Here is a 21,107-nt window from a genome sequence, read left to right as displayed (position 1 = left end):
ATGTTTTTTTATTGTCGCGCTAAACGAATAGGGCGAGGCATCCATGTTAAATCCGATACACGACATGGATTAATGTCTAATCCGCCACGACGTGTATAGGTGGCATACACCATCAGTTTTTCAGGATTCAGGTTTTGCCAGATGTCGGCAAACATCTGTTCAACACATTGCTCATGAAAACCGTTATGCTGACGGTAAGAAATAATATAAGCCAAAATACTGCGATAACAAGGTTTTTTACCCTGATAGCGGATAAAAACTGTGCCCCAGTCAGGTTGACCGGTGACCGGACAGTTACTTCTCAGTAAATGTGAATACAGTTGCACTTCGACCTGTTCGTCTTGCTCGGCATCGTGCTGTAATAAGGACGCATCCGGATGATTTTCCAGTCGGGTCGGGCTTAAGTCATCAATACATATGCCTTCAGGATGGCTAATTGCCAGATCATCGACAGATAACAGTTCCAGATTGACCTGTGCCTGTGCCGCGGCTGATAAATCCTGCTCGACGGTATTGATCAGCGCGTCTGTTGAAGCAAAGGTGCTAAAGTTCAAACTGTTGAAATACAGCTTTAAAGATTTCGACTCGATTAAATTTGGTGAGGTGGCAGGCAAGTGAATCCGGCCAATAGCAACTTGCGGAACGCCGGCTGCATTTAACCAGGACATCTCAAAGACATGCCACCAGTCTTTACCTTGCTGAATACCAGCCACATGCGCATATTTTTCCCGCGCTTCAGCACGCGCAATCGGAAACAGCACATCAGGTTGATAAGTTGTTGGGTACTGAGTGTCTTTACCCAATAAAGAATTTTCTACGCTCATTATTCACGCATTCCTGAACCACGGGAGAGTAAATGATAGGCAATGCCATATAACACAGCACAGCATAATGTAATCACGCCTAGGGAAACGGTCACGTTGACATCGCTATGTCCTAAAATGCCATAACGGAAGGCGTTGACCATATACACCACAGGGTTAATTAAAGAAAGGTTTTGCCAAAACGGCGATAATGCACTAATTGCATAGAACACACCACCTAAATAGGTGAGCGGTGTTAGCACAAAGGTTGGAATAATGGAAATATCATCAAATGATTTGGCATAAACGGCATTAATAAAACCGCCTAAAGACAGTAATAATGAAGTGATCAGTACGGTATAAATAGTCACAAACCAGTTGGTAATGTATAGGTCGGTGAAAAACAGGCTCATTAAGGTCACAATAATGCCGACCAGTACGCCGCGACATACTCCACCCAGCACATAGCCCCACAAAATGGCATGTAATGGCACCGGACTCATGATCAGTTCTTCAATGCTTTTCTGGAATTTGGCACTAAAGAAACTAGAGGAGACGTTGGCATAACTGTTGGTAATGACCGCCATCATGATCAGGCCGGGCACAATAAACTGCATATAGCTAAAGCCGCCCATTTCCCCAATACGTGAACCGACCAGATTACCGAAAATCACGAAATATAGACTCATGGTGATGGCCGGTGGTAACAGGGTTTGTGGCCAGATCCGCATAAAACGGCGGATTTCCTTATGAACCAGCGTATACAGCGCAACTCTTAATTGATTAAAGTTCATTGCGCGACTCCTGCAAGATTTTTCTCTACCATCTTCACAAATAATTCTTCAAGACGATTGGCCTTGTTGCGCATACTGCGCACCTGTACCCCTTGTGATTCCAGTAACTGGAACAGCTCATTCACGGTATGGGCCTTGTCCATAGTCACTTCCAGGGTCAGCGGATCGACCAGATTAAAACGTACCCCGATAATATCCAGATGAATGGGCTGAATCGGCTGAACTAGATCGAAAATAAAGGTTTCTTCATTCAGCTGGTTCAGGAAGCCTTTCATGGTGGTGTCTTCTTTAATCACACCACGGTCAATAATGGCAATCCGGCGGCACAGCATTTCCGCTTCTTCCAGGTAGTGGGTGGTCAGAATAATGGAAGTGCCACTATTGTTCATTTCAATCAGGAAATCCCACATCGAGCGGCGCAGTTCGATATCGACCCCGGCGGTCGGTTCATCCAGAATCAGCAATTTCGGTTCGTGCATCATGGCGCGGGCAATCATCAAGCGGCGTTTCATCCCGCCAGACAGCATTCGCGCTTGCGTGGCACGTTTATCCCACAGCCCCAGTTTTTCTAAATACAGTTCGGCGCGCTGCTGCGCCACTTTCTTTGGAATACCGTAATAGCCGGCTTGGGTCACCAGAATATCAAAGGTTTTTTCAAAGTGACCAAAGTTAAATTCTTGTGGCACCACGCCCAGACACTGTTTGGCCTGTGAAGGATGGGTATCCAGATTGTGGCCAAAAATTTCCACGGTGCCCGAGGTTTTCTTGGTTAAGGAGCTAATGATACTGATCGTTGTAGATTTGCCTGCACCGTTGGGACCCAGCAGCGCATAAAATTCACCTTCAGGTACGGTCAAATTGATACCTTTTAAGGCCTGAAACCCGTTGCGATAGGTTTTAGACAAGTCTCTTAACGTCAATGCATCAGTCATGAAAATCTCGCATGGTGTAGGGAGAGGCTATTGTGAGCGATATTGCCCAATAAACCAAGTAATCTACCGGGAATTCTGCATCGTATATTTGGAACGATTGCTTAAAGCATAAGCATAAAAATAAAGAACTTATATATAGTTGCTTTACCTTGTGCATTTTTTTGTTATGATGTGCGACGCGCGCTCGTAGCTCAGTTGGATAGAGTACAAGTTTCCGAAGCTTGGGGTCGTGGGTTCGATTCCCGCCGGGCGCACCAAATTCTGATCAATAAAAAACTATAAAAATTACCAAGATTCAATCATTTAAAACTCTTTACTTCAGTTTTGAACCAAAATCCTTTCCATAATCTGGCTTGAATAACGAATGCTGAACCATCATCGTAGGACAGTGCTTATTGGTCTGCCTTTCTATATTTGGTTAAAAAGTAGTCATTGAACTGCATTTTCTTTGCATTTTTTATCTTTATTTTGATTAAAGAATCATCCTTTCTAGATTTTTATCGCCTCATCACCCACAAAATAGAAACATCCGTTTTAAGCTTTAAACAGGACAGAAAGGCTGAATAAAAAATCTGTTTAATCAGAAAAATCTCGTCGCTATACCAGATCAGTTTAGTGAGATATAGAAGCACCTAAATTTAAATAATCTATATGATTTTAAAATATTTTTTCTTTATATGACTGGCATTGAGATGGCATATCAAAAATAAGCATAACTGTCGGATGAATTCGCCATAGCCGGAAGCGATTTTTCAGCCTATAAATGTCGCAGGGTAAATTACTAAAACACCATAAGAGTCAGAACAATGGGTTATATCGTTAAATTAATTCCTGAAGAAGTCTATTTTGTGCCGAATGATCATGAAATTGGCATGACAGAATCGCGTGAAAAAGCAATTGTAGAGGGTCTGTTTTTCGAATATGCCAATGCGCGGGCAAAAGTCAGGCTGTTTAATAAAGACCTGGTTGAAAATATTGATTACATCATTGAATCGACCAGCGAAGATCCGGTGCAACTCAAGTAAAGCTAGACATAATCCAAGAAAAATAATCACAGAAAAAGGACGCTGAATTGAGCGTCCTTTTGATAAATAGGGGATCAATGAGTCGTATCTAGCTTATTCATTATGGATGATTCGGTTCCTGATACACAATCAGGGCCGTTAAAATAGGAACTGCGAAGGCTGGAATTAACAGCATAATCCAGTACTCGACGCTTGGCATGTTGCTCAAGAATTGATACACGATAAAACCTAGACCTAAAACTGCAAACAGGCAGAATGCAAACAGAATAATAAATTTTTGCATCTTCAATTCCTCTTTTTAATTTAATGTCTCAAGTCCACTATAACGGATAACGCAGAATTTAGAAAAAGACTTATGTTTCATTCTGTTGCCGGCGATTGTTTGCTATCAATCTAGCGATAGAGCAGGGTGAAAATGAGAGCAGATGCGCTGAAAAAATAAGGCTGAACTTCACGACAGCAATATAATAAGCCTGATTAAGTTTTGTTCAATAGTCTTTTTGCTATACAAATGCTGAGAAATGTTAGAAGGCTTGCCAATCCAAGCCGAAGGGGACTATAGTGAACCTACAGTAGGTCGCAAAACAAAGACGCTACGATGTAGTTGGACGGATCAATGACAGCTTGTTGAGTTTGTAACTCCGGTTCAAACAATAGATCTAGCACTAGCCTTCCAACATAAAAAAGCTCGCAGCAATGCGAGCTTTTTCTTGCTTAAAATAATGATGAATTGAGCGTCACATTGAGCAAATTGTTAAGAATAAGAAAAACCGGATAAAATGTTAAACCATAAAAATCAATCACTTATTTTTAATTATACTGACCTAATAAAGCATAGAATTAACATTGTCAAACAAATTAACAACTCTGTTTAGTCAAACTTGAATCAGCTATGCTATAACAAATTGTCTTCAAGAAAACCAATGATAAGAGGAAATAACCATGAGCCAATTAATTGATATTAAAGTAGAAGATCAGTATCAGCACCGTTATGATGCCAAAGCACAGCTGCGTCAGATTGCTGAAAATGCCAAAACAGCTGAATTGCCGTTATTTAAGAAAATTGACCATATTATTGTCGAGGATGAAATTATCCTGCCAAGTATTGAATTATTTTTTGAAAGCCAGAAGAGCAATAATATTTATAAAATTATTGAATAGAAAGAAACTTAGCATTTGCTAAGTTTCTTGTTTTAAGCTGGCCTAAGCGGTTTCAAACTGATTCAGCACATGCGCCAACAGTTGATAAAGCGCCAGACGATTTTTATTGGCCTGCTCAACTTCTGTTTTATTTAAGCGGATTTCTTTTTTCAAACGACCTTGTGTACGTTGTTGTACACAGACATGCTGCGAAGATACCGGATCATTTTTAAGCGTTAATTGGGGGCCTTGATGATAATGAAACAAGGCATGCAAACATTGATCCAAGCTCGGATAAAAATGAGAAATGGTTAAGGCGGTGAGGTTCGCAGACTTAGGGATATGCCGACTCATACGTCTTTACTCTTTATTTATAAGTGACCTGATTCTAAAAGACTTGTGCCCATTTTGCATGCATAAAGTTGTAAAAAGCGATGCTTGATCTTCAAGGACTTCAAAACAGGTGATGATTTCACTCTAACCGCTTTAAATCAGGCCGACATCAACATCGTATTTATGGAACTCCTGCAAAATATTGCGCAGCATCTGTTGGGCGGTTTCATCTGTGGCGTTCAGGATGATTTCCTGATTGCGAGTGCTGTCGAAGCATTCAATCGCCTGAATCAGCCAGCGCTGTTCATGTTCGGTGTTGTGAATGATGATACGGCGGGGCTGTAACTGTGCAGAAACCTGGCGTGGAATGACATGGGTAATGGCCAGCTGAATCTGCTTGAGTTCGTCTTTAGGACTTAAAAAGGTGATGACCCAGTTGCCGACTTTGCTGAGTTGCATCGGATTATCAAAGGGTTCAAATTGCAGGTAGTGCAGGGCAGACATGCTTCATTCCCAACAGAATACAGAGCTGTTGTTATGCCGTGCTGTGGCCAATCTCACTATTGGTCTTAAGTCTTAGTGTTTTAAGAAAGGATTGCTTATTTTTAATTATTTTTCTAAAAGCTGAACAATAACCGCTATTTATAAAGGTTTTTAGCGCATATAAAGAAAATTCTTAGATGAAAAAAGACTTAAAGCAAAGCAAAATTATATGAATCTTCAGGCACTTTGCAGGCTCTGCAGCGAAAAGTTAATCTGCTGTAAAGCATGGTTCAGTTCTTTTGGTGGCAAACGCGATTCCTGTAATTCGGTGATCCACTGCATTTGACACAGTTTCAGGCTACGAATATCCGGTGCAGCCTGAATGCGGAGAATAAGCTGTTTGGCCATTAGACCACAATAACGCTGCAACAAGCTGGCCATTAATTGCTTGGTGTCTTCAAAGCTCAAGGTAACCAGCGGTTCTGGCTCTGGCTCCACTTCTGGCGGTACTTCAATTTCCAGGACCGGAATTTCTGGAGCAATCGCAGCAGGTTCGGCTTCAGCCACTTTGGCCGCTGAAGACGGGGCAATAATATGTTCGACCCATTTTTCCACCAGTTTTGGTACCGGCGTATTTAAGGTGGTTTTAATTTCTGAACGTAGGGTAGAGGCTGCTTCACTTTGCGGTTCGGCTTGAGCTGGCACCAAAATTTCTGCTTCGGCTGGCTCGGTCGCAGCAGAGCTGATTAAACCCATCTCCAGCAATTGTTCAATTAATTCTGGCGTAGCAATACGCTGTTTAAACTGGTCGCCCAATTGCTCGAAATCTTCGGTTCCAATTAGCACCAGAAGACGGCGTTGACGTGCATTCAATTGCCGTTGGCGTTGTTGCAGGGCGTCAATGCCCAACTGTGTTTTATGATAATGAATCATGCCTTAATTTATTCCCTAAATAAATTAAGGCTGACTATAAAGAATGAAAATTACACTAATATGAAGGGTTTATGACATTGTTGGGCTTAGAGTGTGACGATGTTGGCGTTCTCAAGGGCTTTTCTTAAATAAGGGTCAAGTTCATCCTGACGCAGCAACCATTGGATATAATCATTTGGTAAATCGGCAATGGCCGTACCACGATGCTTACCAAAACTCATGACGCGTGGAATACGGGCGTCTTCAGATGCAGCATATAAGGCTTCAATACTGTCAATTTGCAGATGATGCACAATATGCATCAGGATATTGGCGGTCAAAATAATATCCATATCGGCCCGGTGCGCTTTTTTAATCATATCGCGGGCTTTTTCGCTGCCTTTGCTAATCATGTAAATTAAGGCAGAAATGTTGTGTGCTTCAACATCGGGCCAGACCAGACGCGCCAGAGCAAGGGTACAAATCGCTTTAATATGAGAAGTATCAACACCGCATTTTTGAATAGCGCGAATGTCATAATCAATATTGTGACCAATGATATACAGCGTTTCTTCAGGTAGGCAGAAGCTGGTGTAATGCGGCTGATCAATCAGGTCGGATTCCAGAATATGATGCACGGCCATCGCGGCATAGGAAATCGGTTCATCGACCTGATAAAACTGGTCAAAAATTTGCGATTTATCCAGGCTGATTTTGCCCTGTTGTAATTGAATGGGCGCATAGGCAACTTCGATCGGATAACCATTCAGGGTATGGGTTTCAGTGTCGAGAATAATCGCGTGCATGTGCTCATTCGCTTGTTAAGGGATTTAAAAAGCAATCTAACACTATCATGTTGAAAGTTACAGGGCTGTCGGGCGAATAATCGGCATTTGTGGGCCGTTCAGCTTATCTATTTTAAAGATAAGTGACTCTATTTTAATACAATACACTTATATATTAATTGCACTGATATTGCCTGAGCGCAGCAAACAGCGTAAAAGTGAAAATTGCGAAGGACGCAACTTTAGAATAATACCTGTATAAGGATAATCAGATGAGAAAAATATGGCTTAGCGTGGCGTTGGCCAGCAGCAGTTTATTTTTAACGGCATGTAATGATGACAATGACAACAGCGCAGTCATCATTGATGACGGTATTCCGAAGCATAATATTAGCCAGCCGGTAGTAAAAGCTGAACTATATTTAGACCAGGATTCAAATGCGAATATGGTCTTACAGTCGGTTAGTGCTTCACAAACCTTGATGACGTATAAAATGCTAGGAGTGAATGGGCAGGAAACACAAGCTACGGCCTTGCTGTTTGAACCTAATCAGCCTAAACCGGCTGGTGGATGGCCCATTGTGGTCTGGGCACATGGCACTACGGGTGTCGCCGATATTTGTGCACCAAGCCGTCAGGGCCTGAAAGGCAATGAATATTTTATTGCGCGCCTGCTGGCTGAAGGTTATGCCGTGGTCGCTCCAGATTATGAAGGGCTGGGCGAACCGAGTGGACAAGAGCTGCATCCGTTCTTGAATTTAAAAAGTCAGGCTTACTCCATTACCGATGCGGTTGTGGCGGCACATCAACATTTTAACAATAGCGCTGAAACACGCTGGACCGTGGTCGGTCATTCCCAAGGTGGACAGGCGGCTTTAGGTGCAGCGCAATATGCATCCCGGGCGCAATTAAATTATAAAGGTGCGGTGGCCATAGCGCCGGCATCTTCCCTGAGCATGATTCTTAGCGGTGGAGAACAGCAGGCAGCAGCAGAACCAGATCTGAGCAAAAAAATACAGATTCTGGCTCCATTAGATACTTTCACGGCATTAATTACGGCAGGTCTTAGAAATAGTCATCCAACCCTGCAATACTCTGAAGTGTTCAAGAACCCGACCGATCTGCTCGCGGCAGAAGCCGAGTCGCTGTGTAATGCTGATCTTGGCGCAGCATTCGGTGGAGAAATGATGAAGTATGCGCAGACCTATGGCAACTTGGCCGCTTATCCACGTACTCAGACCGACTTTATGACTACGGTTCCTGAAATTAAAGATTTCCTGACCCAGGCATCACAGCCATTAACTGTTAAGATTTCAACGCCTGTGTTTATTTATCAAGGCTCTGCCGACCCGACCATTCCAAAACAGGTCACTGATTTTCTGGTACAGTCTGCACGCCAGCAGGGAACCAGAATTCATTATGTCACCGATCAGGACTTACCTATAGATCAGAAATGGGATCATGGCTCTGTATATGTCGATAATTGGGATGAGATTGTGGCAGATGTGAAATCGATCATGCCTACCCAATAATTTTTTCAATTCCGGTAAAGATAGAATTAATGATATAGCTCATGTTTTTATAAAAACATGGGCTATTTTTATGCAAAACTGATTAAAGTTGATGGGTAAAAAATATAAAGTTCATGTTACAATATGCGCCAATCTTAGCACGGCTTAAAAGCCCTACATGAATAGGACCTCGCTAATGTTTGCCAATATCTCTATTGCTGACTTTGATCCAGATTTAGCTCAAGCAATCTCTAATGAAGATGCGCGTCAAGAAGCACATATTGAGCTAATCGCTTCAGAAAACTATTGCTCACCTGCAGTAATGGAAGCTCAAGGTTCAAAACTGACCAATAAATATGCAGAAGGCTACCCAGGCAAACGCTATTACGGCGGTTGTGAATATGTAGACGTTATTGAACAATTGGCTATTGACCGTGCTAAAGAACTCTTTGGTGCTGACTATGCTAACGTTCAGCCGCACGCAGGTTCTCAAGCAAACTCGGCAGTTTACTTAGCATTACTGAACCCGGGCGACACAGTTTTGGGTATGAGCCTGGCTCACGGTGGTCACTTGACTCACGGTGCAAAAGTTAGCTTCTCTGGTAAAACATATAACGCGGTTCAGTACGGTTTAAACCCTGAAACTGGCGAAATCGACTATGAAGAAGTTGAACGTCTGGCTTTAGAACATAAACCACGCATGATCGTTGCTGGTTTCTCTGCATACAGCCAAATCGTAGATTGGCAGCGTTTCCGTGACATCGCAGACAAAGTAGGCGCTTACCTGTTTGTGGATATGGCACACGTGGCTGGTCTGGTTGCTGCAGGGGTTTACCCGAACCCGGTACAAATTGCTGACGTCACTACAACCACTACCCATAAAACACTACGTGGTCCACGTTCTGGTTTAATCCTGGCTAAAGCCAACGAAGAAATCGAGAAGAAATTACAATCTGCTGTGTTCCCAGGCAACCAGGGTGGTCCATTGGTTCACGCGATTGCTGCAAAAGCAATCTGCTTTAAAGAAGCAATGGCGCCTGAATACAAAGCCTATCAACAACAAGTTGTGAAAAACGCACAAGCGATGGCTGAAGTGTTAATCGAACGCGGTTACGATGTGGTATCTGGCGGTACGAAAAACCACTTGTTCCTGTTATCTTTAATTAAACAGGACATCACCGGTAAAGATGCGGATGCTTGGTTAGGTGCTGCTCACATCACTGTGAACAAAAACTCTGTACCAAACGATCCACGTTCTCCATTCGTCACTTCTGGTATCCGTATTGGTACACCAGCAGTAACCACACGTGGTTTCGGCGAAGCTGAAGTACGTGAACTGGCTGGCTGGATCGCTGACATCCTAGACAGCAAAGGGGATGAAGCTGTAATTGCTGATGTCAAAGCAAAAGTTGAAGCTGTTTGCGCGAAATTTCCGGTTTACGCGAAATAAGCCCACACTTGAGAAAAAGCTCCCTCAAGGGAGCTTTTTTTATAGGTGCTAAAAAACAAATTGCAATTATTCAGCCGGATTAAATTCTGCTATAACAGTTGCATAGCACTTGTGAAATAGATCAATTATTTTTATTTTTTGGCTGATAACGATAAAGGAACAAAGAATGGATAAACCGACAATTATTTTGTCTGAACAAGACTTGCACCGTTTAGAAACCATGCTTGAACATCAGTCTAAACTTACCCCGACCATGGAACATCTGGAAGATGAGCTGGCGCGTGCCGAAGTGGTTGCACCGCAAGATGTGCCAAGCAATGTGGTGACTATGAATGCCCGCGTGCTGGTGACCATTGCACCTTTCCCGGAACCAACCGAAATTACGCTGGTGTATCCGCATGACTTCCGTGGCGATAAAGGCCAGGTCAATGTACTGGCACCTGTCGGGGCGGCTATTTTAGGACTGGCTGAAGGGCAGGAAATTGAATGGCCACAACCCGATGGTCATATTATGAAAGTCCGTATTGATAAAGTGTTGTATCAGCCGGAACGTGAAGGTGATTATTTATAATCTCCGCTGCGCGAAAAATTAAAGCCCTCAGTTGAGGGCTTTTGTGTCTTTGCAGTTTGGCTTAAAAATTTGATAAGTATGCGCGAAAAGGAGAGGATTCACTCTCTGTCATTGATCGGTAAAATATTGTTAATTTTAAATATTCCGCTTTTACTGCATTTGCAAAAAGCTACAGCTTGCTTTATATAAAAGTCTTAGTATAAAAAATGATTTGATCAAGCTGATGATGTTATGCCGCAAATAGATGTGTTAGAACCATTAACAGAGCTGGAGCTGAACCGGGATACCATTCTCTCGATCAAGCGTCATGAGCTGGTGCCGGTATTAAGTGACCAGTACAAATTAAATCATTATGCCGATGCCCTCATTCAGTCGCAGGCAGTGCTGTTAAACGGGGTTGATCCGCACATGACCCAGCAGCTCAGTCAAACCATTGAAGAATTGATCCGCATGCTGGCGGATTCCAAAAAATATCTGAAAAAACGCAAATTTAATGCACTGCAAAAATGGCTGGGGATTGATCTGGAATATGGTTCCAGCCAGGTGGAATATTATAAAAAGCTGGACCGCTTACTCGATCAGGCCAATCATTTAAGCCAGAAATTACAGATTGAAATTCAGAAATCTCAAGCGCGTTTTCAGCAGTTACGTGGCTTAAGAGAGCAGATGGCGCAGCATATTGTCGCCGCTGAAGAATTTTTGACTGAATATCCAAGTTTTGTGAAACATCAACATCCTTTAGATAACTTCTCGGAACGATTATCTAAAAAAATAAATACACTGCGCACACTGCAGGCGAGTAATGATATTGCCATTACCCAGATGCAGCTGAGCCAGCAGCTGTCATTTACCTTGTTGGACCGGTTTAAGGAAGCGCAGCAGGTGCTGATTCCGGCCTGGCAATATCATGTCAAACAAAGTCAGCAAAGCAGCTCGACAAGTGAGCTGGAAAAGCTTGATAATAGTCGGGAAAATCTGATTAAAACGCTAAAAAAATCACTCGAAAACAGCTCTAAATAGAATCAAATATAAGGTGACGTATGACCCATCCTGAACAGGTAAATGCCGTGGTGGAAGCCATAACCGAAGAAAATCAGCAGAAATTCCAGGCGCTCAATTTACAGGAAATTGGCTTGCAGCCATCCGATTTCAATGAGGTCATGGCCGCGCGTAAAGAACTGGCCGACTTAAGCCATAATTCGGTGGCGGAATATGGGAAAAATATTGCCACCAAAACTTCGACTTATACTGATGAACTGCTTCATCTGGTGCAGAATAAAGATCTGGATGCGACCGGGCAAAAGCTGAATCAGGTGGTACAGGTGGCGCAGCAGTTAAATACCAGCAGTATTCTCAACAAATCGAAAAGTTCCGGTTTTTTTGGCAGCCTGATCAGCAAGTTTAAAGGTGCCAAGCAGAATTTTGACCAGCACTTTAACAGCACCAAAGAACAGATTGATGTACTGGTCAAGGAAATTGAAACCTCGCAAAACGGCTTAAAAACCCGTGTCGATACTCTGGATAAAATGTTTGAAGGCGTGCAGGAAGAATATAAACAGCTGGGGATTTATATTGCCGCTGGCCAGCTCAAGCAGCAGGAAATCCAGCAGCAGATTGGCCAGTTAACCACCCAGGAACAGGACCAGAGTACCACCCAGAAAGTTTATGATTTAAATCATCTGGCCAATAATCTGGAAAAACGCGTCAGTGATTTACAGGTGTTGCAGCAATCGGCCATGCAGACCCTGCCAATGATCCGGATTATCCAGTCCAATAACCTGATGCTGGTCGACAAGTTTTATGCAATTAAAAACATTACCTTACCGGCCTGGAAAAACCAGATTAGTCTGGCAATTTCCTTAAATGAGCAAAAGAACAGTGTGCAGCTGGCCAACAGTATTGATGATGCCACCAATGAGCTGCTACGCCGTAATGCCGACCTGTTACATCAGAACTCGGTCGATACCGCCAAAGCCAACCAGCGTTCAGTGATTGATATTGAAACGCTTGAACATGTGCAAAACACCCTCATTAAAACAGTCAATGATGTGATTCAGGTGCAAAAAGAGGGAATGCAAAAGCGTGCCGAAGCAACCACGCGTTTACGTGTGCTGCAAGATAACCTGAATCATCTGGTGCTTGAATCAAGTTCGAGCGGTTCCAATCCTTCCTGAGTAAACTCTGGCTCGGGAGTATTGCAAACGTAAGGAGAATACATTGCCCTTAGATGATTATGTGGTACCGACCGAGCACATCAATAGCGGTGTGCTGGCGCTGAAAAAGCGCCAGCGCAATCTGATGTTGCTGGGTATAACCTCCAGCACGGTGTTCATTGCCTCCATTATTGCTTTTTTTGTACAGCAAGATTTTGTCTATGGCTTTTTTGGCCTGACCACACAGGTCGAACAGCTGCACATTCCCTTAAGTGTTGATGCAAACCTGGCGATTTTAGAGCAGCAACCGGATTATTTTCTGGGGCTGTTGTCCTGGTTTGGCTGGCTGTTTCTGAAATTATTGCTGTCGTTTATTGGCGCCTTTTTTGTGGTGCATTTTCTCAAGAAAATCCGCTTTTTCTATGTGCGCTTTCAGTCCTTTATCCTGAAGTTTGTCGGCTGGTTAATTGCCTTTATCATGCTGTGGTCAGGTCTGACCTATCTGCAATATGACCTGAAAAATGATGACTATGATGCGCAGCAAAAAATTGTCTATTACGACAAGCAGCTGGCAGAAAGTGAGCTGGCGCGTTATCTGGCAGATGCACCGCTGGATACACCAGTCAAATCCTATTTACTGGCGCAAACCGCTTTGTTGCATCAGCCACCGGATAAAGCCGCAGCCATTCCGCATGTGTTGAATCTGGTGAAGGCCGAGCAGCAGAATCCGGATTTTATTCAGTATGGCTTTAAACCGGAACAGCTCTGGTCAATGCAGCAACAGGTTTATGGCAAAACCCTGACCCCAATGGCAGAAAGCGTGAATAAACAGGTGGTTCAAGCCGAGCGTTTAAGTCAGTTTGTACAGATTCTGGTGATTACAGCGGCGATTGTGTCAGCCATTTTCAGCCTGATTTTCTTTGTGTTGGCACAAAGTTTTAAAAAGCGGGCATTAAGAATTGAGCAGCGGATTTTTTAATGCTGATGATGAGGCTCCTGTGGGAGTCTTTTTCTGGTAGATGATTTTTATCGCGTTGTTACAATTTAGATTGATCCATCCATAAAAGACAATGATTTATAAAAACGATCATTAATATAAAAACAAACTGTTTTATCTATTTTTAAATTTGGCCTATGATAGCGGTATTGAAAAATTTGACTCCTTAGGAGACATTAGCAATGTTAGATCAAAATACTACAGCCCAATTAAAAGCCTTGTTAGAACGCCTTGAAGGTCCAATCGAATTAGTGGCCACTTTAGATAGCTCTGACAAATCAGACAAAATCAAAGAACTGGTAACTGAAATTGCCGCCCTGTCTGATCAGGTGACTGCACGCTTCGATGGTAACAACAAACGTGCACCAAGCTTTGGTGTCGCCAAAGCCGGTGAACAGCCGCGTGTATTCTTCGCAGGTTTGCCAATGGGCCATGAGTTCACCTCTTTGATTCTGGCATTGTTACAAACCTCAGGCTATGCACCAAAAGTGTCTGATGAAGTGCTGGCTTCTATTAAAGACTTGGGTATCCAATCGGATTTCGATGTATTCGTATCGTTAAGCTGTCACAACTGTCCAGACGTGGTGCAGGCATTGAACCTGATTGCGATTTACAACCCGGGTACTACTGCCACTATGATTGATGGTGCATTCTTCCAGGATGAAGTGGAAGAACGCAAAATCATGGCGGTACCGATGGTATTCCAGGACGGTAACCACATCGGTCAGGGTCGTATGACACTGGAAGAAATCATTGCCAAATTAGACACCAACTCTGCAGCCAAAGAAGCTGAAAAGTTAAATGCCAAAGCGGCCTTTGATGTACTGGTGATTGGTGGTGGACCTGCTGGAAACACTGCAGCGATTTATGCAGCACGTAAAGGCATTAACACCGGTATCGTGGCGGAACGTTTTGGCGGTCAGGTGATGGACACCATGGACATTGAAAACTTCACTTCAATCAAGAAAACCCAAGGTCCAAAATTTGCCGCTGAAATGGAAGCACACGTACGTGAATACGGTGTCGACATCATGAACCTACAACGTGTATCTGACATTAAAGGTGCAGATGAAACAGCCAACGGTTTAGTTGAAGTGACCTTGGAAAACGGTGCCAAGCTGGAATCGAAAACTGTGGTGCTTTCAACCGGTGCACGCTGGAGAGAGATGAATGTCCCAGGTGAAGCAGAATACCGTACCCGTGGTGTGGCGTATTGCCCGCACTGTGATGGTCCTTTATTCAAAGGCAAACGTGTTGCAGTCATTGGTGGGGGTAACTCGGGTGTAGAGGCCGCAATTGACTTGGCCGGTATTGTTGAGCATGTAACCTTAGTAGAATTTGATACCAAATTACGTGCCGACCAGGTATTGCAAGACAAGCTAAACAGCTTGCCAAACACGACTGTCATCAAAAATGCGCTTTCGACAGAAGTGGTCGGTGATGGTTCACAAGTGACAGCGCTGAAATATAAAGACCGTGCAACAGATGAAGAGCACACGGTTGAACTGGCGGGGATCTTTGTACAGATCGGTTTATTACCAAATACCGATTTCTTGAAAGAAACCGCAGTTGAGCTGAGCAACCGTGGCGAGATTGTGATTAACGACCGCAACGAAACCAATGTCAAAGGTGTATTTGCTGCTGGTGACTGTACTACAGTACCGTACAAGCAGATTATTATTGCCACAGGTGAAGGCGCGAAAGCATCGTTGTCTGCCTTTGATTACATCATCCGTTCTGGACAGTAAGTAAAATTAGAATAGGGCCTGAGTTCCCCAATACCCAGGCCCTATATGCGGTAAAATATCAAAAAATAGTTATTGTTTTTTTACAGGAACTGAGATCGCTAACAGCTCAGTTCCTTTTTTTGTTGTACCCCAGTTTTAGGGATGAAGCAAGTTTAAGCGCTTGAACTTCTCAGTCAGTTCTTCCGGACTTTCCCGATGCTCAGGATGCGGCACAATACATTCAATCGGGCATACCGCAACACAGGTTTGATGATCATAAAAACCAACGCACTCGGTGCAGCGGCTGACATCAATCTCGTAGATTTTGTCGCCTTCATAAATGGCATCATTCGGACATTCCGGCAGGCACATATCACAATTGATGCATTTATCGGTAATCAGCAGCGCCATGAGTTAACCTGCCTGATAGGCCAAGGATGATGCTGAAATATCAACAGTGGAGTTCGGTAAATTACGGATCAGCAGGGCATAGCGCATATCGACATCAGCCGGGACCGGAATTTCCACAATATGACCAGAGCCTTTGGCTTCCTCAATTGAATTGCCTTTTTTGTCTTTGATTTCAGTGAGGATAAAGCTGATATTGCCTTTGGTGGTCATCAGTTCTAAAGAATCACCCACGACAAAACGGTTTTTGACATCAATTTTAATGTAGTCGCCATTGCGCTCCAGTACTTCGCCGCAGAATTGCTGATGATCAAAACTGGATGAACCATTTTCATAGTTCTGATATTCGCTATGCACATGGCGGCGCAGGAAACCTTCGGTATAACCGCGATTGGCCAGACCTTCGAGCTGGGTCATCAAGGATGGATCGAACGGTTTGCCGGCTAAAGCATCATCAATCGCTTTACGGTAAATTTGTGCAGTACGGGCACAGTAAAAATAGGATTTGGTGCGGCCTTCAATTTTCAGTGAATGTACGCCAATTTTGGTCAGACGTTCTACATGTTGTACCGCACGCAAATCTTTGGAGTTCATGAAGTAGGTGCCGTGCTCATCTTCTTCGGCGGCAAACATATCTTCTTCATTGCGTTGTAACAGCACCGGTTCATTAAACTGGTGCTGGGCTTGCATGTGGAGCGCATCAGCATCTTGCGAGCAACAGCCTGCGTCCAGATTTTTTACCGGAATTACATCGCCAGTTTCATCCTCTGCGGCATCCAGCACTTTGTATTCCCAGCGGCAGGCATTGGTGCAGGCGCCCTGGTTGGCATCGCGTTTGTTCATATAGCCTGATAGCATGCAGCGGCCGGAATAGGCCATGCACAGGGCACCATGTACAAACACCTCAATTTCCATATCGGGAACTTGGGTTTTGATTTCTTCAATTTCCTCAATGGACAGTTCGCGCGACAGAATCACCCGGGTCAGGCCCATATTTTTCCAGAACTTGACCGTGGCCCAGTTGACCGCATTGGCCTGTACCGACAGGTGGATATCCATGTGCGGGAAGTGTTCACGCACCATCATGATCAGGCCCGGATCGGACATGATTAGTGCATCAGGCTGCATGGCCACGACTGGCTCAAGATCACGGATAAAGTTTTTCAGTTTGGAGTTATGCGGCTGGATGTTGACCACCACATAGAATTTTTTGCCTAATTCATGTGCTTCTTTAATGCCAATAGCCAGATTGTCATGATCAAACTCGTTATTCCGGACACGTAAACTATAACGCGGCTGCCCGGCATACACGGCATCTGCTCCATAGGCAAAGGCATAGTGCATATTTTTTAAAGAACCGGCAGGAGAGAGAAGTTCGGTAACGGGATGAAGATGCATGATCAATCAAAAAGGCATAAAAAAATTGTGGCTTTATTGTAGGGATAAAATTTTTCGATTCAACCTAGTAAAAAACTCGGGATTATCAGGCACTCAGCCTGCTAGCGCTGAGAGATGAGCGGCAGCAGGCGAGAGGAAAAACGGTTAATTGACACGCTGACCGTGCTCATCAATCACCAGTTCACCATCTTCTTTACGAAAGGCCTTGAGCTGCGGCTGGGTCAGTAAATCCAGTACCAGTTCAGAAGGTCGGCACAGTTTAACGCCGCGTTCAGTCACCACAAAAGGACGGTTAATCAGCAGTGGATGTTGTACCATCAGGGCAATCAGTTCTGCATCGCTCAGATCACGCTCGGCCAATTGCAAGGTTTCATACGGCGTTACATTTTGACGGATCGCCTCGCGTACGCTTAAACCGGCCTGCTGAATCATGTCGGCCAGCACTTCGGCTGTTGGTGGATTTTTTAAATATTCAATAATTTCAGGTTCTTGTCCAGTATTACAGATTAAGGCCAAAGTGTTGCGCGAAGTGCCACAGTCAGGATTGTGAAAGATTTTAATTGGAGCCGCCATAGTGCTAAAACTCAGGTAAAAGAGGAATATTGCTTTTATATATGGATATGCGTATATTCGCAAGTATAAATATGGGGAAGCTGTATGAATCAAACTGATTTTTTTAAGTGCCTGTCCGATCCGACCCGTCTGGATATTTTGAAACTGGTGCTGGCCAAACAGAATATTTGTGTCTGCGAGCTGACCGAGGCATTAAATTTAAGCCAACCTAAAATTTCCCGTCATTTGGCTTTGCTGAGAAATTTATCGGTTTTACTGGACCAGCGTCAGGGGCAGTGGGTGTATTACCGCCTGAATCCAGATTTACCCGAGTGGGCAGTGAGTGTGCTGAATATTATCGCGGAGCAAGATGTCAGTCCGATGAATTCGCTGACAGCAACGCTTTCAAGTTATTGTGAGTAAAACCATGAAATTCCTCTTCTTATGTACCGGAAACAGCTGCCGCAGCATTTTATCTGAAGTGTTATTTAACAGTCGTGCTCCAGAAGGCTGGACAGCCTATAGCGCCGGCAGCAAACCGACCGGTCGTGTCCATCCTCTGACGTTAAAGACGCTGGAAAATCTGGGCCTGTCGACTGAAGGGCTCTCCAGTAAAAGTATTGATGACTGTGAGCAGTATCAGCCCGATGTGGTGATTACCGTATGTGATGCGGCTGCCCAAGAAGCCTGTCCTTTGTATTTGGGCGGCGCGCTTAAAGCGCATTGGGGACTTGCCGATCCATCGCATCTGGATTTGCCGGAAGCGGCCAAGTTGCAGGCCTTTTTAGAAACAGTCGCGCATATCAACAAGCGTCTGGATGCACTGTTTGCGTTACAGCCTGAGCAGATGACCCGTCCCGAACTGATTGCAGCCATCAACAACATTTCCCATATCGAGTAAGTCATGGCCAGCACCCGCAAACTTTCCTTTTTAGACCGCAACCTGACGCTGTGGATTTTTATTGCCATGGCACTCGGAATTGGCATTGGGGTGTATTTCCCGCAGGTGTCGAGCAGTCTGGACCAGATGAGTATGGGCAATGTCAATTTACCAATTGCCATTGGCCTGATTCTGATGATGTATCCACCGCTGGCCAAAGTGGACTATGCCGCTTTACCGCAGATTTTTCAGGATAAACGCACGCTGCTGTTGTCGCTGGTACAAAACTGGCTGATTGCACCGTGTTTGATGTTCGCACTGGCACTGATTTTCCTGCAGCATTATCCGGAATATATGACTGGCCTGATTCTGATTGGACTGGCACGCTGTATTGCCATGGTACTGGTCTGGAATGATCTGGCCTGTGGTGATAACCAGTATGTCGCTGCCTTGGTGGCCTTTAACAGTATTTTCCAGATTCTGTTTTTCAGTACCTATGCCTGGTTGTTCTTAAGTGTGTTACCGCCTTATTTTGGTGTGGCCGGTCAGGTGATTGATGTCAGTTTCTGGACCATTACCCATGCGGTGCTGGTCTATCTGGGCATTCCGTTTTTGCTGGGCTTTCTGACCCGGCTGATTCTGGTGAAAAACAAAGGACTGGACTGGTATCAGCAGCGTTTTATTCCCAAAATCAGTCCACTTAGCCTGCTGGCGCTGCTGTTTACCATTGTCGCCATGTTTAGCCTGAAAGGGGCCGATGTGGTTGGGTTACCTATGGATGTACTGCGCATTGCCATTCCATTGACCATCTATTTTGTATTGATGTTCTTTGTCAGCTTCTTTATGAGCAAGTGGATGGGCAATGACTATCCACGTACCACGGCCATTTCTTTTACCGCGGCCGGCAATAATTTTGAACTGGCTTTGGCGGTAGCGATTGCAACCTTTGGTCTGGCATCACCGGTGGCATTTACCACCATTATTGGCCCGCTGGTGGAAGTGCCTGTGTTAATTGCCCTGGTGAGTGTCTCGCTGTGGCTGAAACGTAAATTTTATGATGGAACAGGTGGATGATGTCACTTCCCAATCTTGATGTAGACTTAATTGAACAGCCGAGTTTTGAGCAGGTTCAGGCCAGAGCATTGCCGCATCCGCCGCGAATTTTATTGCTGTATGGTTCAAACCGCGAACGTTCCTATAGCCGTTTGGCGGTGATGGAAGCCGGCCGGATTCTGGAGCACTTCGGTGCCGAAGTTAAAATTTTCCATCCCAAAGGTTTACCATTGCCGGAAGATGGCGATGCTTCACATCCTAAAGTTCAGGAATTGCATGAATTGCTGGCCTGGGCAGAAGGCATGGTCTGGTGCAGCCCGGAACGTCATGGTGCCATGAGTTCTATTTTGAAAGCACAGATTGACTGGATTCCTCTGGCTGCCGGTGCCATTCGTGCGACCCAAGGTAAAACTCTGGCGCTGATGCAGGTCAGTGGTGGTTCGCAATCCTTTAATGCGGTGAATCAGATGCGTATTTTAGGGCGCTGGATGCGGATGATCACCATCCCGAACCAGTCCTCGATTCCGAAAGCCTTTTTGGAGTTTGATGAAGCCGGACGTATGCAAGCCTCTTCCTTATATGACCGGATTGTCGATGTCATGGAAGAGCTGTACAAGTTCACTTTATTGACCCGCGGGCAGGCCAGCTATCTGACCAACCGTTATTCCGAGCGTAAGGAATCGGCTGCGGAACTGTCGAAACGGGTTAATCAGAAGTCGATTTAGGCGTTTCATCCGCCTCTAGCTGTTTTAAAATTTGGCAATGGTCGATGGTGGTTCGGGCATTGCAAGACTGCCGTAATTGCTGCAGTTGCAGCTGAAAATGCTGTAACTCAGCAATTTTGCTTTCGATTTGTACTAAATGATGATCAAGCAGTTCATTTACCGCCTGACAGTCCTGATCAGGCTGCTGTTCCAGTGCAATTAGGGTTTCAATTTCTTTTAAGGATAAATCCAGTGCGCGGCAACGTTTAATAAAAATTAGCCGTTTTAAGGTGTCATCATCATAATAACGATAATTATTTTCGGCCCTTAAGGTGGGTTGGATGAGCGCTTTCTTTTCATAAAAACGCACCGTGTCTGCACTCAGACCGGTTTTTTTGACCAAATCCCGAATCAGATAATGTGCCATGACTTGACCTTGGAGTTAGACCATAGTTTCTAATGAGCATAATACAGTCATAGAAAAATGCAACAGGAG

General features: G+C 44.4%; 25 protein-coding genes and 1 tRNA gene. 14 read left to right on the top strand and 12 right to left on the bottom strand.

Translation table 11 applies throughout. From position 1 onward, the window contains the following. Positions 1-8: 8 nt before the first annotated feature. From queF to F905_RS07250, 3 genes are read right to left on the bottom strand one after another with little or no spacing between them, the layout of a single operon-like run. A complete protein-coding gene (gene queF / locus F905_RS07260) occupies positions 9-824 on the bottom strand; it encodes an NADPH-dependent 7-cyano-7-deazaguanine reductase QueF (protein WP_005179110.1) in 816 nt (271 codons plus the stop codon). Beyond that, positions 824-1,597, bottom strand: a complete 774-nt coding sequence (locus F905_RS07255; protein WP_005179108.1) for an ABC transporter permease — start codon at positions 1,595-1,597, stop codon at positions 824-826. The genes queF and F905_RS07255 overlap by 1 nt, the downstream gene beginning before the upstream one ends. Then, on the bottom strand, positions 1,594-2,529 hold the full coding sequence (locus F905_RS07250; protein ID WP_005179107.1) for an ABC transporter ATP-binding protein: 936 nt from the start codon (positions 2,527-2,529) through the stop codon (positions 1,594-1,596). The genes F905_RS07255 and F905_RS07250 overlap by 4 nt, the downstream gene beginning before the upstream one ends. A gap of 180 nt (positions 2,530-2,709) precedes the next feature. Here F905_RS07250 and F905_RS07245 point away from each other — a divergent pair. Both F905_RS07245 and F905_RS07240 read left to right on the top strand, forming a co-directional pair. Continuing rightward, a tRNA-Arg gene (locus F905_RS07245) sits at positions 2,710-2,786 on the top strand. A gap of 549 nt (positions 2,787-3,335) precedes the next feature. Continuing rightward, the gene (locus F905_RS07240) at positions 3,336-3,554 is read left to right on the top strand and encodes a hypothetical protein (protein WP_005179105.1); all 219 of its coding nucleotides are present in this window, start codon (positions 3,336-3,338) and stop codon (positions 3,552-3,554) included. Positions 3,555-3,654: 100 nt separating this feature from the next. Here F905_RS07240 and F905_RS07235 read toward each other — a convergent pair whose 3' ends face one another. After that, the gene (locus F905_RS07235) at positions 3,655-3,837 is read right to left on the bottom strand and encodes a hypothetical protein (RefSeq protein ID WP_005179103.1); all 183 of its coding nucleotides are present in this window, start codon (positions 3,835-3,837) and stop codon (positions 3,655-3,657) included. A gap of 659 nt (positions 3,838-4,496) precedes the next feature. On the opposite strand from F905_RS07235, the gene F905_RS07230 reads away from it, so the two are divergent. Beyond that, on the top strand, positions 4,497-4,715 hold the full coding sequence (locus tag F905_RS07230; RefSeq protein ID WP_005179101.1) for a hypothetical protein: 219 nt from the start codon (positions 4,497-4,499) through the stop codon (positions 4,713-4,715). Between the two features lie 42 nt (positions 4,716-4,757). Here the strand turns inward: F905_RS07230 and F905_RS07225 are convergent, their stop codons facing one another. From F905_RS07225 to F905_RS07210, 4 genes are all read right to left on the bottom strand, one after another. Further along, positions 4,758-5,048: a hypothetical protein gene (locus F905_RS07225; RefSeq protein WP_005179099.1), complete on the bottom strand. Its 291-nt coding sequence runs from the start codon at positions 5,046-5,048 to the stop codon at positions 4,758-4,760. A 132-nt stretch (positions 5,049-5,180) separates the two neighbouring features. Further along, positions 5,181-5,531 (bottom strand): hypothetical protein, encoded by a 351-nt coding sequence (locus tag F905_RS07220; RefSeq protein ID WP_005179098.1) that lies wholly within the window; start codon positions 5,529-5,531, stop codon positions 5,181-5,183. Positions 5,532-5,747: 216 nt separating this feature from the next. Continuing rightward, positions 5,748-6,443 carry a hypothetical protein gene (locus F905_RS07215; RefSeq protein WP_005179095.1) on the bottom strand — a complete coding sequence of 232 codons (696 nt, stop codon included), beginning with the start codon at positions 6,441-6,443 and terminating at the stop codon, positions 5,748-5,750. 86 nt (positions 6,444-6,529) lie between these two features. Next, the gene (locus F905_RS07210; protein ID WP_005179094.1) at positions 6,530-7,228 is read right to left on the bottom strand and encodes a putative quorum-sensing-regulated virulence factor; all 699 of its coding nucleotides are present in this window, start codon (positions 7,226-7,228) and stop codon (positions 6,530-6,532) included. A gap of 251 nt (positions 7,229-7,479) precedes the next feature. Between F905_RS07210 and F905_RS07205 the strand changes: the two genes are divergently transcribed. From F905_RS07205 to ahpF, 7 genes are all read left to right on the top strand, one after another. Beyond that, a complete protein-coding gene (locus F905_RS07205; RefSeq protein WP_005179093.1) occupies positions 7,480-8,739 on the top strand; it encodes an alpha/beta hydrolase in 1,260 nt (419 codons plus the stop codon). Positions 8,740-8,914: 175 nt separating this feature from the next. Continuing rightward, positions 8,915-10,168 (top strand): serine hydroxymethyltransferase, encoded by a 1,254-nt coding sequence (glyA, locus tag F905_RS07200; RefSeq protein ID WP_005179092.1) that lies wholly within the window; start codon positions 8,915-8,917, stop codon positions 10,166-10,168. A gap of 166 nt (positions 10,169-10,334) precedes the next feature. Continuing rightward, entirely contained in the window at positions 10,335-10,739 is a 405-nt protein-coding gene (rnk, locus tag F905_RS07195) for a nucleoside diphosphate kinase regulator (protein WP_005179090.1), read from the top strand. Between the two features lie 231 nt (positions 10,740-10,970). Further along, on the top strand, positions 10,971-11,759 hold the full coding sequence (locus tag F905_RS07190) for a hypothetical protein (protein WP_005179089.1): 789 nt from the start codon (positions 10,971-10,973) through the stop codon (positions 11,757-11,759). A gap of 20 nt (positions 11,760-11,779) precedes the next feature. After that, positions 11,780-12,913 (top strand): toxic anion resistance protein, encoded by a 1,134-nt coding sequence (locus tag F905_RS07185; protein ID WP_005179088.1) that lies wholly within the window; start codon positions 11,780-11,782, stop codon positions 12,911-12,913. Positions 12,914-12,956: 43 nt separating this feature from the next. After that, positions 12,957-13,871, top strand: coding sequence for a hypothetical protein (locus F905_RS07180; RefSeq protein ID WP_005179085.1), 915 nt, complete (start codon positions 12,957-12,959; stop codon positions 13,869-13,871). Positions 13,872-14,071: 200 nt separating this feature from the next. Further along, positions 14,072-15,637, top strand: coding sequence for an alkyl hydroperoxide reductase subunit F (ahpF, locus tag F905_RS07175; protein ID WP_005179083.1), 1,566 nt, complete (start codon positions 14,072-14,074; stop codon positions 15,635-15,637). A gap of 135 nt (positions 15,638-15,772) precedes the next feature. On the opposite strand, the gene F905_RS07170 is transcribed toward ahpF, so the two are convergent. The 3 genes from F905_RS07170 to arsC all read right to left on the bottom strand — a co-directional run bounded on the left by F905_RS07170 (position 15,773) and on the right by arsC (position 17,995). After that, complete coding sequence (locus tag F905_RS07170) at positions 15,773-16,027, bottom strand: YfhL family 4Fe-4S dicluster ferredoxin (protein WP_005179080.1); 255 nt, start codon at positions 16,025-16,027, stop codon at positions 15,773-15,775. Positions 16,028-16,030: 3 nt separating this feature from the next. Continuing rightward, positions 16,031-17,422: a prephenate-dependent tRNA uridine(34) hydroxylase TrhP gene (gene yegQ / locus F905_RS07165; protein ID WP_005179078.1), complete on the bottom strand. Its 1,392-nt coding sequence runs from the start codon at positions 17,420-17,422 to the stop codon at positions 16,031-16,033. 144 nt (positions 17,423-17,566) lie between these two features. Further along, positions 17,567-17,995 (bottom strand): arsenate reductase (glutaredoxin), encoded by a 429-nt coding sequence (gene arsC / locus F905_RS07160; protein ID WP_005179075.1) that lies wholly within the window; start codon positions 17,993-17,995, stop codon positions 17,567-17,569. 84 nt (positions 17,996-18,079) lie between these two features. Between arsC and F905_RS07155 the strand changes: the two genes are divergently transcribed. The 4 genes from F905_RS07155 to arsH are packed head-to-tail and all read left to right on the top strand — an operon-like array spanning position 18,080 to position 20,632. After that, the gene (locus F905_RS07155) at positions 18,080-18,397 is read left to right on the top strand and encodes an ArsR/SmtB family transcription factor (RefSeq protein WP_005179068.1); all 318 of its coding nucleotides are present in this window, start codon (positions 18,080-18,082) and stop codon (positions 18,395-18,397) included. 4 nt (positions 18,398-18,401) lie between these two features. After that, complete coding sequence (locus F905_RS07150; RefSeq protein ID WP_005179065.1) at positions 18,402-18,875, top strand: arsenate reductase ArsC; 474 nt, start codon at positions 18,402-18,404, stop codon at positions 18,873-18,875. Positions 18,876-18,878: 3 nt separating this feature from the next. Next, positions 18,879-19,928, top strand: coding sequence for an ACR3 family arsenite efflux transporter (arsB, locus tag F905_RS07145; protein WP_005179062.1), 1,050 nt, complete (start codon positions 18,879-18,881; stop codon positions 19,926-19,928). After that, complete coding sequence (gene arsH / locus F905_RS07140; protein ID WP_034598177.1) at positions 19,928-20,632, top strand: arsenical resistance protein ArsH; 705 nt, start codon at positions 19,928-19,930, stop codon at positions 20,630-20,632. Before arsB ends, arsH begins: the two co-directional genes overlap by 1 nt. Here the strand turns inward: arsH and F905_RS07135 are convergent. Beyond that, a complete protein-coding gene (locus F905_RS07135) occupies positions 20,613-21,038 on the bottom strand; it encodes a MerR family DNA-binding protein (RefSeq protein ID WP_005179057.1) in 426 nt (141 codons plus the stop codon). The genes arsH and F905_RS07135 overlap by 20 nt on opposite strands. Between the last annotated feature and the right edge of the window lie 69 nt (positions 21,039-21,107).

This window comes from Acinetobacter sp. CIP 53.82, from assembly GCF_000369465.1.
Classification (GTDB): domain Bacteria; phylum Pseudomonadota; class Gammaproteobacteria; order Pseudomonadales; family Moraxellaceae; genus Acinetobacter; species Acinetobacter indicus.
This window is presented reverse-complemented; position numbering and strand designations above follow the sequence as displayed.